This is a genomic window from Lentzea sp. NPDC102401 (assembly GCF_044765805.1).
Taxonomy (GTDB): Bacteria; Actinomycetota; Actinomycetes; order Mycobacteriales; family Pseudonocardiaceae; genus Lentzea; species Lentzea sokolovensis.
Window position 1 is genome coordinate 117,001 of record NZ_JBIWKS010000003.1, and the last position, 17,804, is coordinate 134,804.

General features: G+C 67.5%; 17 protein-coding genes, 1 tRNA gene and 1 other RNA gene. 8 read left to right on the forward strand and 11 right to left on the reverse strand.

The features are described from left to right. The first annotated feature begins 17 nt into the window (after window positions 1-17). Entirely contained in the window at window positions 18-3,299 is a 3,282-nt protein-coding gene (locus ACIRG5_RS11115; RefSeq protein WP_402903425.1) for an AfsR/SARP family transcriptional regulator, read from the forward strand. On the opposite strand, the gene ACIRG5_RS11120 is transcribed toward ACIRG5_RS11115, so the two are convergent. The 8 genes from ACIRG5_RS11120 to ACIRG5_RS11155 all read right to left on the reverse strand — a co-directional run bounded on the left by ACIRG5_RS11120 (window position 3,275) and on the right by ACIRG5_RS11155 (window position 9,477). After that, on the reverse strand, window positions 3,275-3,751 hold the full coding sequence (locus ACIRG5_RS11120) for a uridine kinase (RefSeq protein ID WP_402903428.1): 477 nt from the start codon (window positions 3,749-3,751) through the stop codon (window positions 3,275-3,277). The two genes, ACIRG5_RS11115 and ACIRG5_RS11120, sit on opposite strands and share 25 nt — an antisense overlap. A 41-nt stretch (window positions 3,752-3,792) precedes the next feature. Continuing rightward, the gene (recR, locus tag ACIRG5_RS11125) at window positions 3,793-4,401 is read right to left on the reverse strand and encodes a recombination mediator RecR (RefSeq protein WP_330271580.1); all 609 of its coding nucleotides are present in this window, start codon (window positions 4,399-4,401) and stop codon (window positions 3,793-3,795) included. A gap of 3 nt (window positions 4,402-4,404) precedes the next feature. Then, window positions 4,405-4,707 (reverse strand): YbaB/EbfC family nucleoid-associated protein, encoded by a 303-nt coding sequence (locus ACIRG5_RS11130; RefSeq protein ID WP_319976127.1) that lies wholly within the window; start codon window positions 4,705-4,707, stop codon window positions 4,405-4,407. A gap of 303 nt (window positions 4,708-5,010) precedes the next feature. Further along, on the reverse strand, window positions 5,011-7,053 hold the full coding sequence (locus tag ACIRG5_RS11135) for a DNA polymerase III subunit gamma and tau (RefSeq protein ID WP_402903431.1): 2,043 nt from the start codon (window positions 7,051-7,053) through the stop codon (window positions 5,011-5,013). A 30-nt stretch (window positions 7,054-7,083) separates the two neighbouring features. Then, an RNA gene (ffs, locus tag ACIRG5_RS11140) (signal recognition particle sRNA small type) lies at window positions 7,084-7,180 on the reverse strand. Window positions 7,181-7,385: 205 nt separating this feature from the next. Beyond that, window positions 7,386-7,958, reverse strand: a complete 573-nt coding sequence (locus tag ACIRG5_RS11145) for a maleylpyruvate isomerase family mycothiol-dependent enzyme (protein WP_402903433.1) — start codon at window positions 7,956-7,958, stop codon at window positions 7,386-7,388. Beyond that, window positions 7,955-9,133, reverse strand: coding sequence for an RNA polymerase sigma factor (locus tag ACIRG5_RS11150; protein ID WP_402903436.1), 1,179 nt, complete (start codon window positions 9,131-9,133; stop codon window positions 7,955-7,957). The genes ACIRG5_RS11145 and ACIRG5_RS11150 overlap by 4 nt, the downstream gene beginning before the upstream one ends. Window positions 9,134-9,138: 5 nt before the next feature. Beyond that, window positions 9,139-9,477: a YciI family protein gene (locus tag ACIRG5_RS11155; protein ID WP_319976132.1), complete on the reverse strand. Its 339-nt coding sequence runs from the start codon at window positions 9,475-9,477 to the stop codon at window positions 9,139-9,141. Window positions 9,478-9,607: 130 nt separating this feature from the next. Between ACIRG5_RS11155 and ACIRG5_RS11160 the strand changes: the two genes are divergently transcribed. The 3 genes from ACIRG5_RS11160 to ACIRG5_RS11170 all read left to right on the forward strand — a co-directional run bounded on the left by ACIRG5_RS11160 (window position 9,608) and on the right by ACIRG5_RS11170 (window position 10,683). Next, a tRNA-Ser gene (locus ACIRG5_RS11160) sits at window positions 9,608-9,692 on the forward strand. Between the two features lie 59 nt (window positions 9,693-9,751). Then, on the forward strand, window positions 9,752-10,042 hold the full coding sequence (locus ACIRG5_RS11165) for a hypothetical protein (RefSeq protein ID WP_402903439.1): 291 nt from the start codon (window positions 9,752-9,754) through the stop codon (window positions 10,040-10,042). Beyond that, a complete protein-coding gene (locus tag ACIRG5_RS11170; protein ID WP_402903442.1) occupies window positions 10,042-10,683 on the forward strand; it encodes a GPP34 family phosphoprotein in 642 nt (213 codons plus the stop codon). Before ACIRG5_RS11165 ends, ACIRG5_RS11170 begins: the two co-directional genes overlap by 1 nt. Before the next feature lie 26 nt (window positions 10,684-10,709). On the opposite strand, the gene ACIRG5_RS11175 is transcribed toward ACIRG5_RS11170, so the two are convergent. Continuing rightward, entirely contained in the window at window positions 10,710-13,145 is a 2,436-nt protein-coding gene (locus ACIRG5_RS11175; RefSeq protein ID WP_402903445.1) for an endonuclease/exonuclease/phosphatase family protein, read from the reverse strand. 199 nt (window positions 13,146-13,344) lie between these two features. Here ACIRG5_RS11175 and ACIRG5_RS11180 point away from each other — a divergent pair, with 199 nt between their 5' ends. Together ACIRG5_RS11180 and ACIRG5_RS11185 are read left to right on the forward strand one after the other, a co-directional pair. Further along, window positions 13,345-14,115, forward strand: a complete 771-nt coding sequence (locus tag ACIRG5_RS11180) for a maleylpyruvate isomerase family mycothiol-dependent enzyme (protein ID WP_402903447.1) — start codon at window positions 13,345-13,347, stop codon at window positions 14,113-14,115. Between the two features lie 10 nt (window positions 14,116-14,125). After that, window positions 14,126-14,329 carry a hypothetical protein gene (locus tag ACIRG5_RS11185; RefSeq protein WP_402903449.1) on the forward strand — a complete coding sequence of 68 codons (204 nt, stop codon included), beginning with the start codon at window positions 14,126-14,128 and terminating at the stop codon, window positions 14,327-14,329. A gap of 921 nt (window positions 14,330-15,250) precedes the next feature. Here ACIRG5_RS11185 and ACIRG5_RS11190 read toward each other — a convergent pair. Further along, window positions 15,251-16,120 (reverse strand): glycosyltransferase family 2 protein, encoded by an 870-nt coding sequence (locus tag ACIRG5_RS11190; RefSeq protein ID WP_402903452.1) that lies wholly within the window; start codon window positions 16,118-16,120, stop codon window positions 15,251-15,253. After that, window positions 16,066-16,902 (reverse strand): GntR family transcriptional regulator, encoded by an 837-nt coding sequence (locus ACIRG5_RS11195; protein WP_402903455.1) that lies wholly within the window; start codon window positions 16,900-16,902, stop codon window positions 16,066-16,068. Before ACIRG5_RS11195 ends, ACIRG5_RS11190 begins: the two co-directional genes overlap by 55 nt. 138 nt (window positions 16,903-17,040) lie before the next feature. Between ACIRG5_RS11195 and ACIRG5_RS11200 the strand changes: the two genes are divergently transcribed. Next, window positions 17,041-17,310 carry a hypothetical protein gene (locus ACIRG5_RS11200; RefSeq protein ID WP_402903458.1) on the forward strand — a complete coding sequence of 90 codons (270 nt, stop codon included), beginning with the start codon at window positions 17,041-17,043 and terminating at the stop codon, window positions 17,308-17,310. After that, the gene (locus ACIRG5_RS11205) at window positions 17,310-17,762 is read left to right on the forward strand and encodes a DUF3307 domain-containing protein (RefSeq protein ID WP_402903461.1); all 453 of its coding nucleotides are present in this window, start codon (window positions 17,310-17,312) and stop codon (window positions 17,760-17,762) included. The genes ACIRG5_RS11200 and ACIRG5_RS11205 overlap by 1 nt, the downstream gene beginning before the upstream one ends. Window positions 17,763-17,804: the final 42 nt, after the last annotated feature.

A 17,804-nucleotide genomic window follows, 5' to 3' on the forward strand; every position in this document is an offset into this window, starting at 1 on the left:
CACGCGGAGGAGGTCGCATGAGCAAGCTGGTCGAGTTCCGCGTGCTCGGCCCCCTCCAGGTCCTCCTCGACACCGAACCACTGCTGGTCAGGGCCGGTAGACAGCGCGCGTTGCTGGTGTCGCTGTTGCTGCGTGCCGGCACGTCGGTCTCGGTGGACGAACTCGCCGCGAACGTCTGGGGTGAAGATCCACCCGCACGTGCACGCGCGACTCTTCAGACCTATGTGATGCGTCTCAGACAGCTGCTCGGACCGTCCGTTCCGATCAGGACCGTGCCCGACGGATACCTGATCGACGTCGACGAGAAGACGATCGACCTGATGCGCTTCGAACCCCTGATCGAACAGGGCGAGCAGGAGCGCGCCGCCGGGAACCTGCAGGCCGCCTCGGCCGCGTTCGCCGCCGCGCTGGGGCTCTGGCGAGGTCCGGCCCTGGTCGACGTGCCGTCGGAGATCCTGCACCGCGACGAGGTGCCGCGGCTCGACGAACGCCGCCTGCACGTGCTGGAACGCCGTGTCGAGGTCGATCTCGAACTGGGCAGGCACGGCGAGCTCGTCGCGGAGCTGTCCCAGCTGACCAGCGAACATCCGCTGCGCGAACGGTTCTGGTCGCAGCTGATGGTGGCGCTGTACCGCTCCGGCCGGCAGAGCGAGGCCCTCGCCGCCTACCAGCGCGTTTCGCGGTTGCTGGGCGACGAGCTGGGCATCGACCCCGGTGACGAACTGCGGCGCGTGCACAGCCAGGTGCTGTCCGGGTCGATCGACCCGGTGGCTCGGGTTCCCTCAGGCACCCCGGTGGTCGCCACGAAGCCGGAACGGGTCGTGCCGTCGCAGTTGCCCGCGGACATCCCCGATTTCGTCGGCCGCGACGAGGCCGTGTCGCTGATCGTGGCGCTGCTGCGGACCGCGCAGGGTGTGCCGGTCGTCACGCTGGCCGGGCCGCCGGGCGTGGGCAAGACGGCGTTGGCCGTGCACGCGGCGCACCGGATGCGCGCCGACTTCCCGGACGGCCAGCTGTACGTCAACCTGCGCGGATACGCCCCCGGACCGCCGTTGAGCGCGGTGGACGTGCTGCCCCGGTTCCTTCGTGCGCTCGGGACCGAACCTGACCAGGTGCCGCTGGACCAGGACGAGCAGGAGGCGATGTTCCGGTCCACGCTGACCGGTCAGCACGTTCTGCTGCTGCTGGACAACGCTTCCTCCGCCGAGCAGATCCGTCCGCTGCTGCCGGGTTCGCCGGGGTGCGCGGTGCTGGTGACCTCGCGCGACACGTTGCGCGGCCTGGCCGTCTCGCACGCGGCGTCGAACGTGCGGCTCGACGTGCTCGACTGGCACGAGACGAAGTCACTCCTCGCGGGCATTCTGGGCGCGGACGAGATGGCGTCCCAAGAGGACGCGGCCCTGGAGCTGGCGGCCCTGTGCGCGCATCTGCCATTGGCTTTGCGTATCGCGGCCGCGAACCTCGTGTCGCGTCCGGAGCTGTCCATCGCGGACTACGTGGAGGAGCTGCGGGCGGGCAACCGGCTCGCCGCGCTGGCCGTCGAGGGCGACGAACGGGTCGCGGTGCACGCGGCGTTCGACCTCTCCTACGCGGCGTTGAAGCCCGAGCTCGCGCAGATGTTCCGATTGCTGTCCCTGGTGCCCGGTACCGACTTCACGCCGGAGATGGCGGCCGCGTTGTCAGGACTGACCACTCAGGACGCTCGGCGCCGACTCGACCGCCTGGCCACCGCGAACCTGATCTCGAACCACGCGCCGTCCCGCTACCAGTTCCACGACCTGCTGCGCGACTACGCGGCCGAGCGCCTGGCGTTCGAGGAAGGCCGCGCCGACTCGCGTCTGTCGTTGCGGCGGCTGCTGGACTGGGCGGTGCGCTCGGTCGACAACGCCACGTCCGCGATGAAGTCGACGCTGTTCCGCTTCCCGCGTCCCGCCCCGGTGGACAGCGTGGTGCCGCGGACGTTCAGCACGTCGACCGAAGCCCTGACCTGGCTGGACGTCGAACGGGCGAACCTGGTCGCCCTGGTGGCGCACGCCGTGGAACGCGACCCGGAGAACTCGCCGTGGCAGCTGGCGGACGCCCTGCGCGGCTACTTCTACACGCAGAGCCTCACCGCCGAGTGGCGCGAGACCGCGAGGGCCGGGCTCCTGGGAGCGCGCGCACCGCGGGACGAACTCGGCCAGCTCGCGATGCTGTCGTCGCTGGGCACGCTGTACTGGGTGACCGGGCAGCACCGGAACGCCCTGGGCTACTACCAGCAGGCCATCGCTCTGCAGGAACACATCGACCTGCCCCAGGCCGAGGCCGCCGTGCTGTCCAACGCCGGCAGCGTCTACATCGACCTCGGCGAACTCGAACACGCCGCCGACCACCTCGAACGCGCGCTGGTGATCGCCCGCCGGGTGCGCGCGCCGCAGGTGCTCGCGAACGCCCTGTTCAACCTCGGCGGCGTGTACATGCAGCTCGGCCAGCTCGACCGCGCCGCGTCGACGTTCGAGGAGGCGCTGGCGGACGGCAAGCGCCTCGACTCGTGGATCCTGCAGGCGAACTCGATGCGCGCGCTCGGCGAGGTGCAGGCGTGGCGCGGCAAGCCGGACCTCGGCGAGGACTACTTCGTGCGCGCACGTGAGCTGTACGAACGTGCGGCCGCCCGAAACTTCGGCCACACCATGCACGAGGGCATGGCCATCACGCTGATCATGCGCGGCCGCTACGAGGAAGCCGCTGTCGAGGCCTCCGCCGCCATGCAGATCGCGCAGGAACTGGAGAACGTCAAGAGCGTCTGCGACGCGCAGAACCTGCTCGGCCGCGCGTTGGAGGGCGGCGGTCGTTACGAGGAGGCACTGGAGCAGTTCTCGTCCGCGCTGGCCATCGGGGTGGAGACCGGCTACTCGTGGGGCATCTGCTCGGCACGACGTGGCCTGGCGTCCTCGTACCGTGCGGTCGGCCGTTACGAGGAAGCGTTGGCGACGGCCACCGCCGCTTTGGTCGAGGCGGGCCGATCGCAGTTCCGCCTGGCCGAGATGGAGGTGCTGCTCGTCATCGGACGGACCCACCTCGACACCTCGGATGCCGCCGGCGCGTTGGAATGCGCGCTGCGGGCCGCGTCGGTCGGCTCGGACTCCGGGCACCGCTGGGTGTTCGGCCGTGCGCTGCAACTGGCCGGCGACGCGTCTTTTGTGTTGGGTGACTCGGATTCCGCCCGGTCGCACTGGTCTTCGTCGCTGGAGGTGTTCAGCGCGATCGGAACGCCAGAGGCTTCCGTCGTCCAGGCTCAGTTGCTCGACGTGACAACGTAGTCAGCTCTGGCCCTGGTCTCGTCGACCGCGAACCAGCCTCTTTCGTACTGCTGCCAACGGATGAAGTGCTGTCTTTGGTGCTCGCCGTCGCGTTTCACCGCGCGTTCCAGCCTGGCTCGTTCGTCTTCGTGGTCCACGAAGACGGCCAGGCTCAGTCGGGTGTTCGCTTTCCTGGCTGAGGAGAAGCCTTCCAGGATGATCGTCCCTTGTGGAGCGATGACGACCTCGTCGCCTTCTCCGATGCACGGAAAGCCTTGGGACCAGTCGGTTTTCCGGTAGCGGCCTTCTCGGCCGTTCTGCACCTCTGTCAGCGCTTGCTGCAACCGTGGCCACCACTTCGTCGTCGGGTCGTCCCACGTGGCGAAGTGGTCGGTGCTGATGAGCTGGGCGTTCAGTTGTCGCGCGAGTTGTTTCGCGAACGTGGATTTGCCCGCGCCCGACGGACCGTCCACCGCGACCAGGCGAGTGCCGCCCAGCCGCGGTGGAGCCGTTGCTACATGCTCCGGCGACCAGATAGCGCACGCCCCAGCGTCAGCTCGTCCGCGAACTCCAGGTCGCCGCCCATCGGCAGGCCGCTGGCGAGCCGCGTGACGGAGAGCCCCGGGAAGTCCCTGAGCATCCGCACCAGGTACGTGGCCGTGGCCTCGCCCTCGGTGTTCGGGTCCGTGGCGATGATGACCTCGGAGATGTCGACCCCGTCCGTCGCCGTGCCGATCCGGTTGAGCAACTGCCGGATCCGGAGCTGGTCAGGCCCGACGCCACTGAGCGGATCGAGCGCGCCACCCAGGACGTGGTAGCGGCCCCTGAACTCCCTGGTGCGCTCGATCGCCTGGACGTCCTTGGGCTCCTCGACCACGCAGACCAGCGCCAGGTCCCGCTTCGGGTCGCGGCAGATGCGGCACCGCGTCTCAGCCGACACGTTGCCGCAGACGTCGCAGAAGACCACGCCCTCCTTGACCTTCTGCAACGCCTGCTGAAGCCGCTCGATGTCAGCGGGCTCCGTGGCGAGAAGGTGGAAGGCGATGCGCTGCGCGCTCTTGGGGCCGACGCCCGGGAGCCTGCCCAGTTCGTCGATCAGGTCCTGTACCGGGCCCTCGTACATCTCTTAGCCGAGCAATCCGCCGAGGCCGCCCTGAGCGAGCGGGCCGAGCTTCTGCTCCACGAGTGCCTGGGCGCTGGCGTTGGCGTTCTTGATCGCCGTGATCACCAGGTCCTGGAGGGTCTCGACGTCCTCCGGGTCCACGACCTTGGGGTCGATGGTCAGGTTGACCAGCTCGCCGCCGCCGGTGACCGTCGCGGTGACGAGACCGTTGCCCGCGTTGCCGGTGACCTGCGTTTCGGCCAGCTGCTGCTGGGCTTCTGCCATCTGCTGCTGCATGTTCTGGGCCTGCTGGAGCAGGGCCTGCATGTCGAACTGACCGGGTTGCACCGCTGGTCCTCTCGGTGGGGCTTTTCTTGTTGTGGTCCAGCGTACGGGGGGTGCGGTGCAGGGGTTCTGTGGGTCGGCCCCGGCTACGCCCGCGGCCTGGTCGGCGTCTGCAAGTACCACCAACTCTTGATCAGATCGCCGCCAACCCCACCCAACTCGCAGGTCGGCGACCCTTGGCTGCCGCAGCCGGCCGGCCGGTTGGATGTAGTTACACGCCTGATGATCTTGAGTTGGTGGTACTTGCAGACGCCACCAGCTGACCGCGAACCAATCGCTTGGTGGCTAGGCCTTCTTCAGCGGGCGGGCGCCCAGTTCGTCTGCCAGGAGTTGGAGCAGTACCGACTCCGGGTCCTTGGCCTGGAGCTCGTTCACCGTGCCTGGATCCACCGGGCGCGCGGCCTCGGCCAGCATTGCTTCTTCGTCGTCCGGTTCCGGCGGGAGCGGGTCGTCGGGCTCCGGGGGCTCCGGCGGGGGTGGGACGTCGTCCACCGGTGGGCGGGGGGCCTGGCTCTGCTGTGGTTCTGGTTGGGGGCGGGACTGTTGGTTCTGCGCCTGGCTTGGGCGGGTGGGGGCCGGGCGGGCCGCCTTGGCCGGGGTTGACTGTTGTGCGGCTGCGCCTGGGGTGCCGTGGGTGCAGCGGACCTGCCAGGTGCCGCCCAGGACTGAGGACAGGGCCGTGGCGATGGCCTCGGTGTTGCGGGACTCGGCCAGGCGGCGGGCCAGGGGGGCCGAGGTGTGGGTGATCGTGACCACGTTGCCGTCCACCTCGCTGACCATGGCGTTGGTCAGCATCGCCTCGGTGCTTCGGCTGGTCGCGCGGACCGCGGCGAGCAGTTCGGACCAGATTCGGCGGACCGCCGTCGCGTCCATGGTGCCGCCGGCCGTTGAGGCTGCGGGCTGCGGCGGTGCGACGGGTGCCGGGGCTGCGGGCGCGGGCGGTGCCACAGCGGGAACCGGGGTCGGCGTCGGAGTGGGCGCGGCTACCGCGGCCGGTGCCGGAGTGGGGGCCGCGGCTGCGGGCTGAGCCTGAACCGGAGCCGCTCGAGGGGGTTCCTGTTGCCTTGGCTGCTCGGGCTCGGCGGGCTCTGCCGGTTGCTGGGACCTGCGAGTGAAGACCGGGGCGCCTGCGGGAACGGCGGCTTCGCCCGAGGGCGCTGCGATCGCTGCCGGGGGGCGGCGTTCCAGCTGTTCCAGGCGTTGGAGGAGGGCGGCTTCCGACTGGCTCACCGACGGCAGGAGCATGCGGGAGACGAGGAGTTCCAGCAGGAGGCGGGGGGCGGTGGCTCCGCGCATGTCGACCAGGCCGGCGTGGACGATCTCGGCGTAGCGGGTCAGGGCTGCCGGGCCGATTCGTTCTGCCTGGGCCGACATGATGGCCACTTCGTCGTCCGGGGCGCTGACCAGGTTGCGTTCTGCCGCGTCCGGGACCGCGCAGAGCAGGACCAGGTCGCGGAGGCGGTCCAGGAGGTCCGAGGCGAAGCGGCGGGGGTCGTGGCCCGCGTCCACGAGGCGGTCGATGGTGCCGTAGACGGCGGCGCCGTCGCCTGCGGAGAGGCCGTCGACCACGTCGTTGATCAGGGCCGAGTCGGTGACGCCCAGAAGTGAGATGGCCCGCTCGTACTTGACGCCGTCCGAGCCCGCGCCGGAGAGGAGCTGGTCCATGACGGACTGGGTGTCACGGGCCGAGCCGCCGCCCGCGCGGATCACCAGCGGGAAGACGGAGGGTTCTACGGCCACGCCTTCCGCGGCGCAGTTGCGTTCCAGCAGTGAGCGCATCACGCCGGGCGGGATCAGGCGGAACGGGTAGTGGTGCGTGCGCGAGCGGATGGTCGGGAGGACCTTGTCCGGCTCGGTCGTCGCGAAGATGAAGATCAGGTGCTCTGGAGGCTCCTCCACGATCTTCAGCAGGGCGTTGAAGCCCTGCGTGGTGACCATGTGCGCCTCGTCGATGATGAAGACGCGGTACTTGGACTCCGCCGGGGCGTAGAAGGCCTTGTCACGGAGGTCACGGGCGTCTTCCACGCCGCCGTGCGAGGCCGCGTCCAGTTCCACGACGTCGACGCTGCCGGTGCCGTTCGGTGCGAGGCCGATGCAGCTGTTGCACTCGCCGCACGGGTCGGGCGTCGGGCCCTTCACGCAGTTCAGCGAGCGGGCGAGGATGCGGGCCGACGACGTCTTGCCGCAGCCGCGAGGGCCGCTGAACAGGTACGCGTGGTTCACCCGGCCTGCCGACAGAGCGACGCGCAGCGGATCGGTCACGTGCTCCTGGCCAACGACCTCGGAGAACGTGGCCGGACGGTACTTGCGATACAGAGCGAGCGCCACGCCCGGAACAGTACCGGTGGCCACCGACACAAAAAGGGGACCCCGTGCACCCACCAGAGCCCGCTTATCCTTGCTGCCTTCCGGCCCTGGGGAGGTTCGCGAGATGTGTGCCGCACGAGGTCCGACGCAAGTGTAGCGAAGGGTCTTGATCGAACAAACGTTCGAGTTGCCCACAGCGTTGTCCCCAGCTGTGGACAACCGGGCACACACTGATCGACGTGCGACGAGGACGCGGCCGAACTCGGGTACGCGAACCTCCTCGCCGCCGAAATCAGGGAGTTCCCGGACAGGCGGAAGGCCGGCGACAAGAAGACCGCCCAGGCCCTCAGGCTCTAGATCGAACGTGTGTTCGAGTTGTCCACCGGGTTGTCCCCAGCTGTGGACAACTTGCGTCCCGTCGCCAGCATCAGCAGTTCAGGGGCGGGCAGGTCGGGGACTCCCGACTCGCGGAAACGCTTGCGCGCACCCCAGAACGGACTCTTCAACACGTGCTCCAACGCGGCCTGGGCCGGTTCGAGCGGCATCTTCCGGACGCGTCCCAACGGCCGCGCGATGTCCTGACCGTGCACGAGGAAGTCGACCAACGGATCGATCGGCGCGGCCATGGGCGCACGCTTCGGTGAGCCGGCTGTCTCGCGGATCTGTGCGATCAACTCCGATCGAGTGAACTTCGCCGCGATCGCACGGGCCTTGTCGTCCTCCATGCGCTCCCAGTCGAAGCCCGCCTTCACCACGCCGGTGAGCACGTCCCGCCAGCCGGTGCGCGTCGACGTGGTCAGGTGCGCGGCCATCTCCTGCATGGTCCAGCCGGTGCAGAGGGTCTCGCGCCGCCACTCGTCGTCGGTCAGGTCGTCGAGGAGGTCGGCGACGCTCAGCCGTTCCGCCTCCAGCCACTTCATGATCATGATCGCGCCTCGATGACGGCCAGCCTGCGGCGCAGGAAGTCCTGTTCGGATTCGGTGCCCGCGAGCGCGATGGCCTCGCGGTAGGCCTGGGCGGCCTCGTCGTCACGGCCCAGGCGGTGCAGCAGGTCCGCGCGAGCCGCCCGGTACGGGTGGTAGTCGCGGAGCTTGGGCACGCCGGCGAGTTCGTCGAGCAACGCGAGCCCGGCCGCCGCCCCGTCGCGCATCGCGATCGCGGCGGCCCTGTTCAGCGCGACCACCGGGGACGGGCTGAGCTTCGCGAGCACGTCGTAGAGCGCGACGATCTGCGGCCAGTCGGTGCTCGCGAAGTCCGGCGCCTCGTCGTGCAGCGCGTTGATCGCCGCCTGGACCCCGTACGGACCGTGTCCGCCGGTCAGCGCCCGTTCCGCGAGCGCGCTGCCCTCGTCGATCAGGTCGCGGTCCCAGAGCGCGCGGTCCTGGTCCTCCAGCAGTTCGGCGCGGGCGTCGCGGCGGGTGTGGATCAGCAGCATCAACGCGAGCAGCCCCGTGACCTCGCGTTCGGGCAGCAGCCGGTGCAGGATCCTGGCGAGCCTGATCGCCTCCTCCGCGAGATCGGCGCGCTGGGCCGCGTACCCCTCGGTGAAGATCGAGTAGACGGCCTGCAGCACGCCCGGCAGGCGTTCCGGCAGCTCGTGGGGATCCGGCACGCGGAACGGGATGCGCGCCTCCTTGATCTTCTTCTTCGCGCGCACGATCCGTTGCTGCATGGTCGGGACCGGGACCAGGTAGGCCCGCGCGACCTCCGGCGTCGTGAAACCGGCCAGGCAGCGCAACGTCAGCGCTCCCCTGTCCTCCTCGGGCAACGCGGGGTGCGCGCACGTGAAGAACAGCTCCAGCCGCTCGTCCGGCATCGGGTCGGTCGCGGGCGGATCGGCCCGGTCGACCTCCACCTGCAGCAACGCCAGCCGCGCCGCGTGGACCTGGTCGCGGCGCAGGCGGTCGACGGCCTTGCGGCGCGCGGTCGTGAGCAACCACGCGCCGGGCCGGTCCGGCACCCCGTCCACCGGCCAGTGCTTCAGCGCCGCCTCGATCGCGTCGGAGGTGACCTCCTCTGCCAGGTCGAGGTCACCGAACCGCTTGACCAGGGTGGCGAGCAGCCTGCCGCGTTCCTCCCGGAACACCTGCTCGACGTTCATCGGACTCAGAAGTCGAACTCGGCGATCGGCCGGACGACGACGGCCCCGCCGTCGCGCGAGCCGGGACACTTCGCGGCCCACTCCAGCGCGGCGTCGAGGTCCGGCACGTCGATGATGTCGTAGCCGCCCAGCACCTCGCGGGTCTCGGCGAACGGCCCGTCTGTGACGGTGCGCTTCCCGTCCTGTCCCACCTGGACGGTGGTCGCCGTGACCAGGTCGGCCAGCGAGTGGCCGGAGACGAGGACGCCCGCGTCCTTCATCTCCTTCTCGTAGGCGATCCAGTCCTGGACGGTGCAGCTCGCCTGCTGGTCAGAGGCCGCGTAGATCAACAGCATGTACTTCACGATTGCCCTCCTCGGTCCGGTGTTACGGGATCACGACGAGCGGGCGGGCGCCAGATCGACACGGGCTCCGAACTTTTTTCGGCGACCCCCGTTTTGGGCCCCGGAACACCCGTCCGGTAAGGTTCTCGACGGAGGATTCGCATAGCGGCCTAGTGCGCACGACTGGAAATCGTGTTGGGTTCACCCCCTCACGGGTTCAAATCCCGTATCCTCCGCTCTCGCTACGAAGGGCGCCGAACTTCAACGTTCGGCGCCCTTCGCGCGTTGTGGGGGCATGCTGCCCGAAGACCTGATGCTGCTGGAGTTGGTCAACTCCGGGTGGGTGGCGTTCGATGCCGACGGCGTGAAGCCCGCCGTCGTGGACCCGGCGCCGCTGCAGAACGAACTCCTGCAGGAGTCACTGATCCGGCTCTACGAACCGATCAACGCGCGGGCCAGGGACATCGCCGACGGCGACTGGGCCGCTGAGGCCGTGGCTCTGACATTGGACACGGCATCCAGAGCGACGTCGTGGGGGATAGTGGCCTCGTCGATGACGGCCGCTTCGTTTGGAGGTTCGCGCTGATGCTGCACGAAGACCTGATGCTGTTGTTCATCAACGAACAGAACGGAAAACTGCGCGCCGACTCGTCGTCGGTGGAGAACGCGCTCGCCGGTGCCGTGCTCATCGAGCTGACGAACTCGGGCCGCGTCGCGTTCGATCCCAACGGCAAGAAGCTCCAGGTCGTCGATCCGACACCGCTGAAGGACCCGGTGCTGCAGGAGTCGGTGACGCGGTTGGACAAGCCGATGAAGCCGCAGCGCGCGGTCGAGCGCATCCGGAAGCAGTTGCGGGACAACGTGGGCGCGCAGTTGGAGAGCCGTGGCGTCCTGCGGGTGGAGCCGCGGAAGGTGATGGGGATCTTCCCGGCGAAGAGCTACGTGATCACCAAAGAGGCTGCGCAGAACGACGTGCGCAAGGCAGTCGCCGAGGTCGCGCACGGCTACCGAGGCGTGGATGCGCGCACCGGGTCGTTGATCACGCTGCTGTACGCGGTGAATTCCGTGCACAAGGTGGTCGAGGGCGACAAGCGCGACATGAACAAGCGCGCCAAGGACATCGCCGCCGGCAACTGGGCGGGCGACGCCGTGCGCAGGGCGATCGAGGCGATCCAGGCCGGCGTGGGTGCCGCAACGGCAGCTGCCGCCGCCGCATCGGGTGGATGACGCGGCGACGGCAGCAGTAGCAGCGGTTACTTCTTCAGGCAGTCGAGAATGTCTTCCAGCGCGAACACGATCCTGTCGACGTTCGCGTCACCCGTGGACGGGCGGGCGCGGACGATCTGCGGGTCGTGGTCGCTCGCCTGGTCGGCGAACTCGGCGTTGATGTGGACCACGTCGTAGCTGAAGCGCGTGATGTTCTTGCTCATCACGAGGTGGTCGAGCGTCTGCGAGTTGCCCTCGAAGACGTAGCTGTACCGCTCGTTCACGGGCAGCGTGTCGATCAGCGCCTTGAGGTTGCCGTCGCCGGTGAGGGCCTTGACGGCGGGCGAGAACTGGTAGTCGTTCAGGTCGCCCGCGAGCACCACGTTGGCACCCTTGTCGATCGCGCGGATCTGTTCCGTGAACGTCTTCAACGCCGCGGCCTGCTTGGCGCGCTGCACCTCGGACGAGCGGTTCGGCGGCTGGTTGCGGCCGTGGATCGCCTCGTCGCCGCCCTTGGAGTTGAAGTGGTTCGCGACGACGAAGACCGTGCGGCCGCGGAACTTGAACTCGCCGGCGAGCGGCTTGCGGCTGCTGGCCCACGCGTCGTTGAGCGGGTCGATCCGGCCCGGTGACACGGAAAGCGCCGCGCGGCCGTTCTTCTTCACGACCTGGACGGGCGTCTTGAAGTCGCCGCCGGGACGGTCCACGAAGGACACTCGCTGCGGGTTGAAGAAGAAGCCGACGCGGATGTTGCCGCCGGGCTCGCCGCCGTCCTTGAGGTTCTCCGGGTCGATCTGCCGCCACTGGTAGCGCGGGCCGCCCTTGGCGACGATCGTGTCGGAGAACTTCTGCAGCGTCTGGTCCGCCGCGACGACACCGTCGTTGGTCGCGCCGTTGTTGTCCTGGATCTCTTCCAGCACAACGACGTCCGGGCTGCGCAGGTTCGTCGTGACGCCGTCCGCGAGCCGGTCGAACTTCTCCTGCGGGTCGGACGGGTCGAGGTTCTCGACGTTGTAGGTCGCGACCGAGAGCTCGGACTCCTTCTGCTGCGCGGTGATCTCGCGCTGCAGGTTGGACGACGCGTGGGTGCCGAGGTTCAGCGCCGCCAGCGTGTAGCCGCCGAAGTTCGTGTACTCGATGGCGCCGACGGTCGCGCCGGCGAACACGTCACCGACGTTCGAGGCGGGCAGCGTACCCGCGGTCTTGATCTTCAGGCGGCCGCTGTTGGCCTGGTCGTAGCTGGTGTAGGTGGTGCCGCCGCGCAGGTTGCGGTTCTGGTCGGGGTTGACCGTCACCCAGACCTCGCCGAACGTGTTGCTCGGGCCCACGACGCGGGCGTCGTCGACCTGGACGAGCGTGCCCTCGAGCGACTCGAAGTAGTCGAGGCCGTACTTCGCGGGCTCCAGCGGGAGCTGCTCGATGCTGCCACCCGGAGCGGGCAGGTAGCCGGTCGGGATGTTCTTCACGACGACCGGCGCCGGGACGGGGTTGCCCTTGGAGACCGTGATCGTGGTCGGCGCGGTGATCTCGGTGAGGGTCTGGTTGGAGCCCGTCTCACCACCCGGCCGGTACTCGGCGATCGTGCCGCTGACCACCACGCTGTCGCCGACGGCCACAGTCGGCGCGCTGCCCGCCGTGTAGACGAAGACGCCCTCGCTGGTGCGCGGGTCGTTGTCCGGGGCCGTGTCCTGGATCCAGAAGCCGCGGTCACCCGTGGCGCGCGTGCCGGTGACGACGCCGGGGACGTTGGTGACCTTCTGGCCGACGAGCGGCGAGATGCGCGTGACGCCCTGGACGTCGTGGATGCGCTTGTCGCCGGGGGTGGGGTCCTCCGGGTCGGGATCCGGGTCGCCGCCGCCCGGGGTCTCGCCCTTGGAGTTGGTCGGGGTGGGGTCGCCGACGGTGAAGTCCGCGGAGTTGTCGTCCGTGTCGGGGAGACCCGTCTTGCGCGACGCCGAGGTGGTGTTGCTCAGCGCGTTCGTCGCGGTGGCCTCGCGCACCACGGCCGTGCCGAAGCCGACGAGGTCCTTGACCCGCGTGTCGGCGGCGCAGTCGGCCGCCGTCTTGCACGTCAGCGCCGCGGTGCCGTTGACCAGCGCGATGGTGCCGCCGGTGGCGCTCATGGCGATCGTGCCGGTGGCGTCCGGGGCCGGCAGGTCGACGGTGCCGCCGGTGCCCTTGGCCTGCGCGACGAGGAACGTCTTGCCGGGCGCGATCGAACCGGTCAGCGGGGTGACGCCCCACTGCGTGCTCGCGCCGGGGGTCGCCGAGATGTACTGGACGCTGAAGCCGTCGAGCGCGATCGAGGTGGTGCCCTTGTTCGCGAGCTCGACGAAGTCCTGCTTGAGGGTGGCGCCGGAGTTGCCGCCGCCTCCGTAGACCTCGGAGATCAACGCGTCTGTGCTGGGTGCGGCGACGGCGGGGACGGCGGCGAGCACGAGTGCCGCCACCGCTGTCCCGACGACGGGCAGGGTGGGTCTCAAAACTTCCTCCAGGGGATGCGGCGGACCGACGCATCTTTCCCCGATCGAGTGAGCTTTGGTAGCCGTTGTTACTAACGGTTAACCGGTTGGCCCATCAATGATCACTCGAACAAGTGTTCGATCATGGTGTATGCTCCATTTCGGAACGCCGGCCCGTGGGCCCCTCCCAGGCACCGGCCGGCGTCCCTACATTTGGTACGTGGGGATTCCGAGCTACGAGCGCCGCTGCGCCGAGATCATCAACCAGACCGAACTGCTGGTCGCCTCCCTGGACGACGCTGACCTGGGCATTCAGGTCCCATCGGCTCCAGACTGGACCCTCAACCAACTGCTCCGGCACGTAGGCCACGCACACCGCTGGGCAGACTCGATGCTCCGCGACAGGCTGCCGGAGATCGACTTCTCCCGCAACGGCGCACAGCTGCTGTCGTCGTATGTGGGTGAGTCCCCGTCCGTGCTGATCCCGTGGCTGCGGGAGGGCGCCGCCTCGCTCGCGGAGGTGCTCAGGGAGGTCGACCCGGACGAGATGATCGCGCCGCTGGGCGGCTTCCCCGGCCCGCGCGTGTGGTCGCGCCGCATGACGCACGAGACCGTGATCCACAGGTGGGACGTGGTCAACGCCCTGGGGCTGCCGTACGCGCTGGACCCGGAGCTCGCCCAGGACACGCTGCGCGAGTGGACCGGCCTCGCACTGCCCTACGCGTTCCAGCGGTGGCCTGAGGAGACCGCGCCTCTTGTCGGTTCCGGAACCGTGCACCTGCACGCTACGGACGTCGAGGCGGAGTTCGTGATCGATCTCACCGGACCCACGCCGGTGGTCGAGGAGGGGCACGCGAAGGCCGACGTGGCGTTGCGCGGACCCGTCGTCGACCTCGTGCTGGCTGTCTATCGGCGGCGGTCGCTCGACGGGCTGGAGGTGTTCGGGAACGCGGACCTGCTCTCGCTGGTCCTGGAGCACGTACGTTTTTGACCATGGGTCATTGAGCTACCAGGAACGCCTGGCCATCATCGTCTCCGAGGCTTCGCTGCTGGTCACCGGGATCGAGGAGAAGTGGTCGGTGACGGTGCGCGGACCGGTCATGGACGTCGTGCCGGCGCTGTACCAACGCCGTGGGGCGGAAGGTCTCGAGGTGACCGGGGATGCCGGGCTGCTGGCCAAGTTCCTGGACGCGATGAGGTTCTGAAGACGCAAGAAGGGCCCCGGATCGCTCCGGGGCCCTTCAACAGCGGTGGCGGTGGGATTTGAACCCACGGAGGCTTTCACCTCACACGCTTTCGAGGTCTGCGAACGCCCGTCCGGGAAAACTCATTCAGATACGTACATGCAGGTCAACGCCGCACCGAACCGTTCACCGGACGCTCGCGAACGTTGGCGGATGGTGCCGAACGAGCGGCAACTGAGACGGAAAATGAGACGAATCTGTCCACTATGGACGTTAGCGGAGTGCGTGTAGAAGCACACTCCGCACCAACCACACCAGGGCTCTCGGACTGATACGGCAGCGTCGCTGTCAGGGCCGCCTCAGGACGCCTGTAGCCGCCGTGGCTCTCCTGCGCTTCAGAAGTCGGTAACTGCGGTAACTGCGGTAACCGTGCAGGTCAGACGGTTACCGCAAGGGGTTCGGTTACCGATTGGCTCGGCAACTACGTCGTCGATGTGGAGCCGATCGCTCGCCTCACCGCTGTAGCCGGAGGGGTGAACCATTGACGATGTTCAGCGGCGACCGCCTTAGATCGAGAAATGCTCTCACCAGCACATACATCCTTGCCGGCAACACGAGCTCCAGTTCCCGCGGTAAGTACCAATGCCGCGCCGCAGAGAGATCGGCGCGCGTGCTGAAAAGTTCGGGTTACCGCAGCGATCGGTAACCACGCCTACTGCGGTAACCGTCTGACCTGCATGGTTACCGCAGTTACCGCAGTTACCGAGCCCAGACACCCCCTCCGGCTACAGCCATGCAGTTCCACCACGGCCAGATCCTGAGGCAGCAGCAGTTTCCGTAGGCATCGGTAACCACATCTCCTGCGGTAACCGTCTGACCTGCACGGTTACCGCAGTTACCGCAGTTACCGACCCCGGAGAGACAGGTTGGAGCGGCAGGACACTAGATCTCACGAGGCTTTTTAATTGAATCGCCTACCTCGACCGCTGACGCCACCTCGTCACCGAACGGCACCGCCTCGATCCGCACGCCTGCCCTACTCATGGCTCGCGCTCGCTGAAGCGCTACCTGGCGACCGCGCGCACTACGCGACCTCCACTTTTCGGTGCGGAACGTTTGTCCAGCATGCTGCCGGTAAAGCCAAGTAACAGCTTCCTCGCAATAGCCGCTAGTCACCTCTGACAGCGCGGCAAACAGCGAAATATCGTCTTCCGCAGGCAGGCCCGCCCATCCTCCTAGCACACGGACGGACTCCGTTCTCATCATCAATCCTGCACAGTGAACGGGCCAGTTCCCTTTCCGCTCCGCTGCCCACTCATTGACCACCTTTGGCGGCACCACGCCAAAGTCGAGCGCAGAGGGGTAGCTACGCCTCTCACCATCAGGCATCAGATCATCAGCCTGCCCGACCGCCCAGTGAATCGGATTCTCAATAAACCGCGATACAAGCAGCTCAATAGCTCCAGGCAGGAGCAGATCATCGTGGTCGAGAACCTGCACAAGCTCACCTGAAGCTCGCGATAGAGCCAGGTTGCGCGTCACCGCAAGACCGAGCTGCCCCTCATTCGCCTCATAGCGCACGTTGGCAATATCCGTCAATGAATCTGCCAAGGCTGGGCGTTCGCCGTCTTCTTGAATGATCCACTCAATGTCCCAGCCGCTCGGCACTGTCTGAGCAGCAACACTCTTGGCGGTTTCCATAAGAAACTGACCGGAGGGTGCGTACGCCGCCGTAATGATAGATACGAGAGTCATTCTTACCCAAATTTCATCGAATTGACATCGCCCGGACGCGATTTCCGCTTTGGCCACGGCTTAAGCTTCGTTGTGTATTGAAGCTCAATCCTATCTCCCGGCCACACGATATCCGAGACTTCAACAACTCGATCAGTCGTATCGATCGATATCTTCCTCATGACCATGACCGAGACACCCGGATCGATATCGAGAAATTCGATCTCTTCAGCAGTGGGCGGCCTTGAAGAAACGTGATCGACGATGCGATCTAGTTCAATACCGATGGTTGACAACTGGTGTTGGGTTCCACCGGGCCAAGGCTCATTCTCTGACTTCAGAAGTTCAGGGTTCTCTGCCGCGACGTCGTACACGAGATAGGACACGCCAGAGGCGAGAGGCGCTTTCTCTCCCCGTTTTCGAGTCGTGTGAACCCTTCGCAGCAGCTTCGTTCCTGGCGCGACACCGAAAACGGCAGCGAGGTCTTTAGACGCTGGCTCTTCGGTGTAGACGGCGCTGAACTGGAGGTCATCCATTTCGAGACCGGTGTCTCGCTCCGTCGCACCGATAGACGCACGCTCTTCACGCGGGAGAAGAACTCGATCCTTTTCCCACTGATAGCGGTCCGTTGTCCGGCAGATTCGCTGCCGAGCCTCCCGCACGAACGTACCGATGCCGTGCCTTCGCACGATCAACCCTTCCGACTCAAGGGCAGCGAGCGCCTGGCGCAGCGTGTTCCGACTGACGCCGTACTCGCCCACCAGCTCCTCCTCGGCCCGCACCCGTTCACCAGGGCCAAGCTGGCCCGTGAGGATCTGCTCGCGCAGGTCCGTAGCAATCCGGTCGTACTTGGCGGCCACGCCCGCCTCCCGTTCATCGAGGTAGAGACGCCTCCATCTTAGGTTGTTCAGACGTCTTGACAACTCCAACGTCCGCGCCCTAGCTTGTGTTCCAGACATTCAGACGTCTGAACGTCTCAACGACTAGCGGAGGACACCGTGCACTCGCTCGAACACATGACCTACGAGACGGACCAGGGCAGCAACTACAGCCCGGACGGCCTGGACAAGGCGTCGATTGACGCGCTGATCGCCGACGTTCAGGACGAGCTGGCGGAGCTGCCGTTCGTCCCGACGTCCGCGTTGGTGGACGGCACCGCCCGCACGCAGATGCTCCGCCGCATCGAGCGTCGTGCGCTGGGTGCCACGGTGCGCGTTCTGCACGTTGAGGCCGTCACGTCCGTGCCGTTCGGGACGGAGGCCGCCTGATGTCTACCGCGCTGACGTTCGCCGCTGTCCTGCCTGCGCTGCTGGTCGCTCACAACGTGGCCGACCACTGGGCGCAGACCAGCCACCAGGCCGCTACGAAGGGGCAGCTCGGGCACGCCGGACGCGTTGCCTGCGCGGCTCACGTCTTGTCCTACACCGTCATCACAGCGATGGTGGTCGGTCTGTTGTGGACGGTTCTCGGCCTGTCCATCAGCCTGGCGGGTTTCATCGTCGGTCAGGCCGTATCCGCTGTCACGCACTACTGGGCGGACAGGCGTTTCACGCTCGCGGGACTGGTGGCGCGGCTCGGTAAGACCGAGTTCTACCGGCTCGGTGTCCCACGTGCCGACCGCGACGACAACCCCTCGCTAGGAACTGGCGCCTACGCGCTTGACCAGTCGTGGCACTGGTTCTGGTTGTTCGTTGCCGCATTGCTCACGGCCGTTGTCTAGCTTCGCCCCGAACCGGCAGCCCATCCGACCAAGAACGTCTGC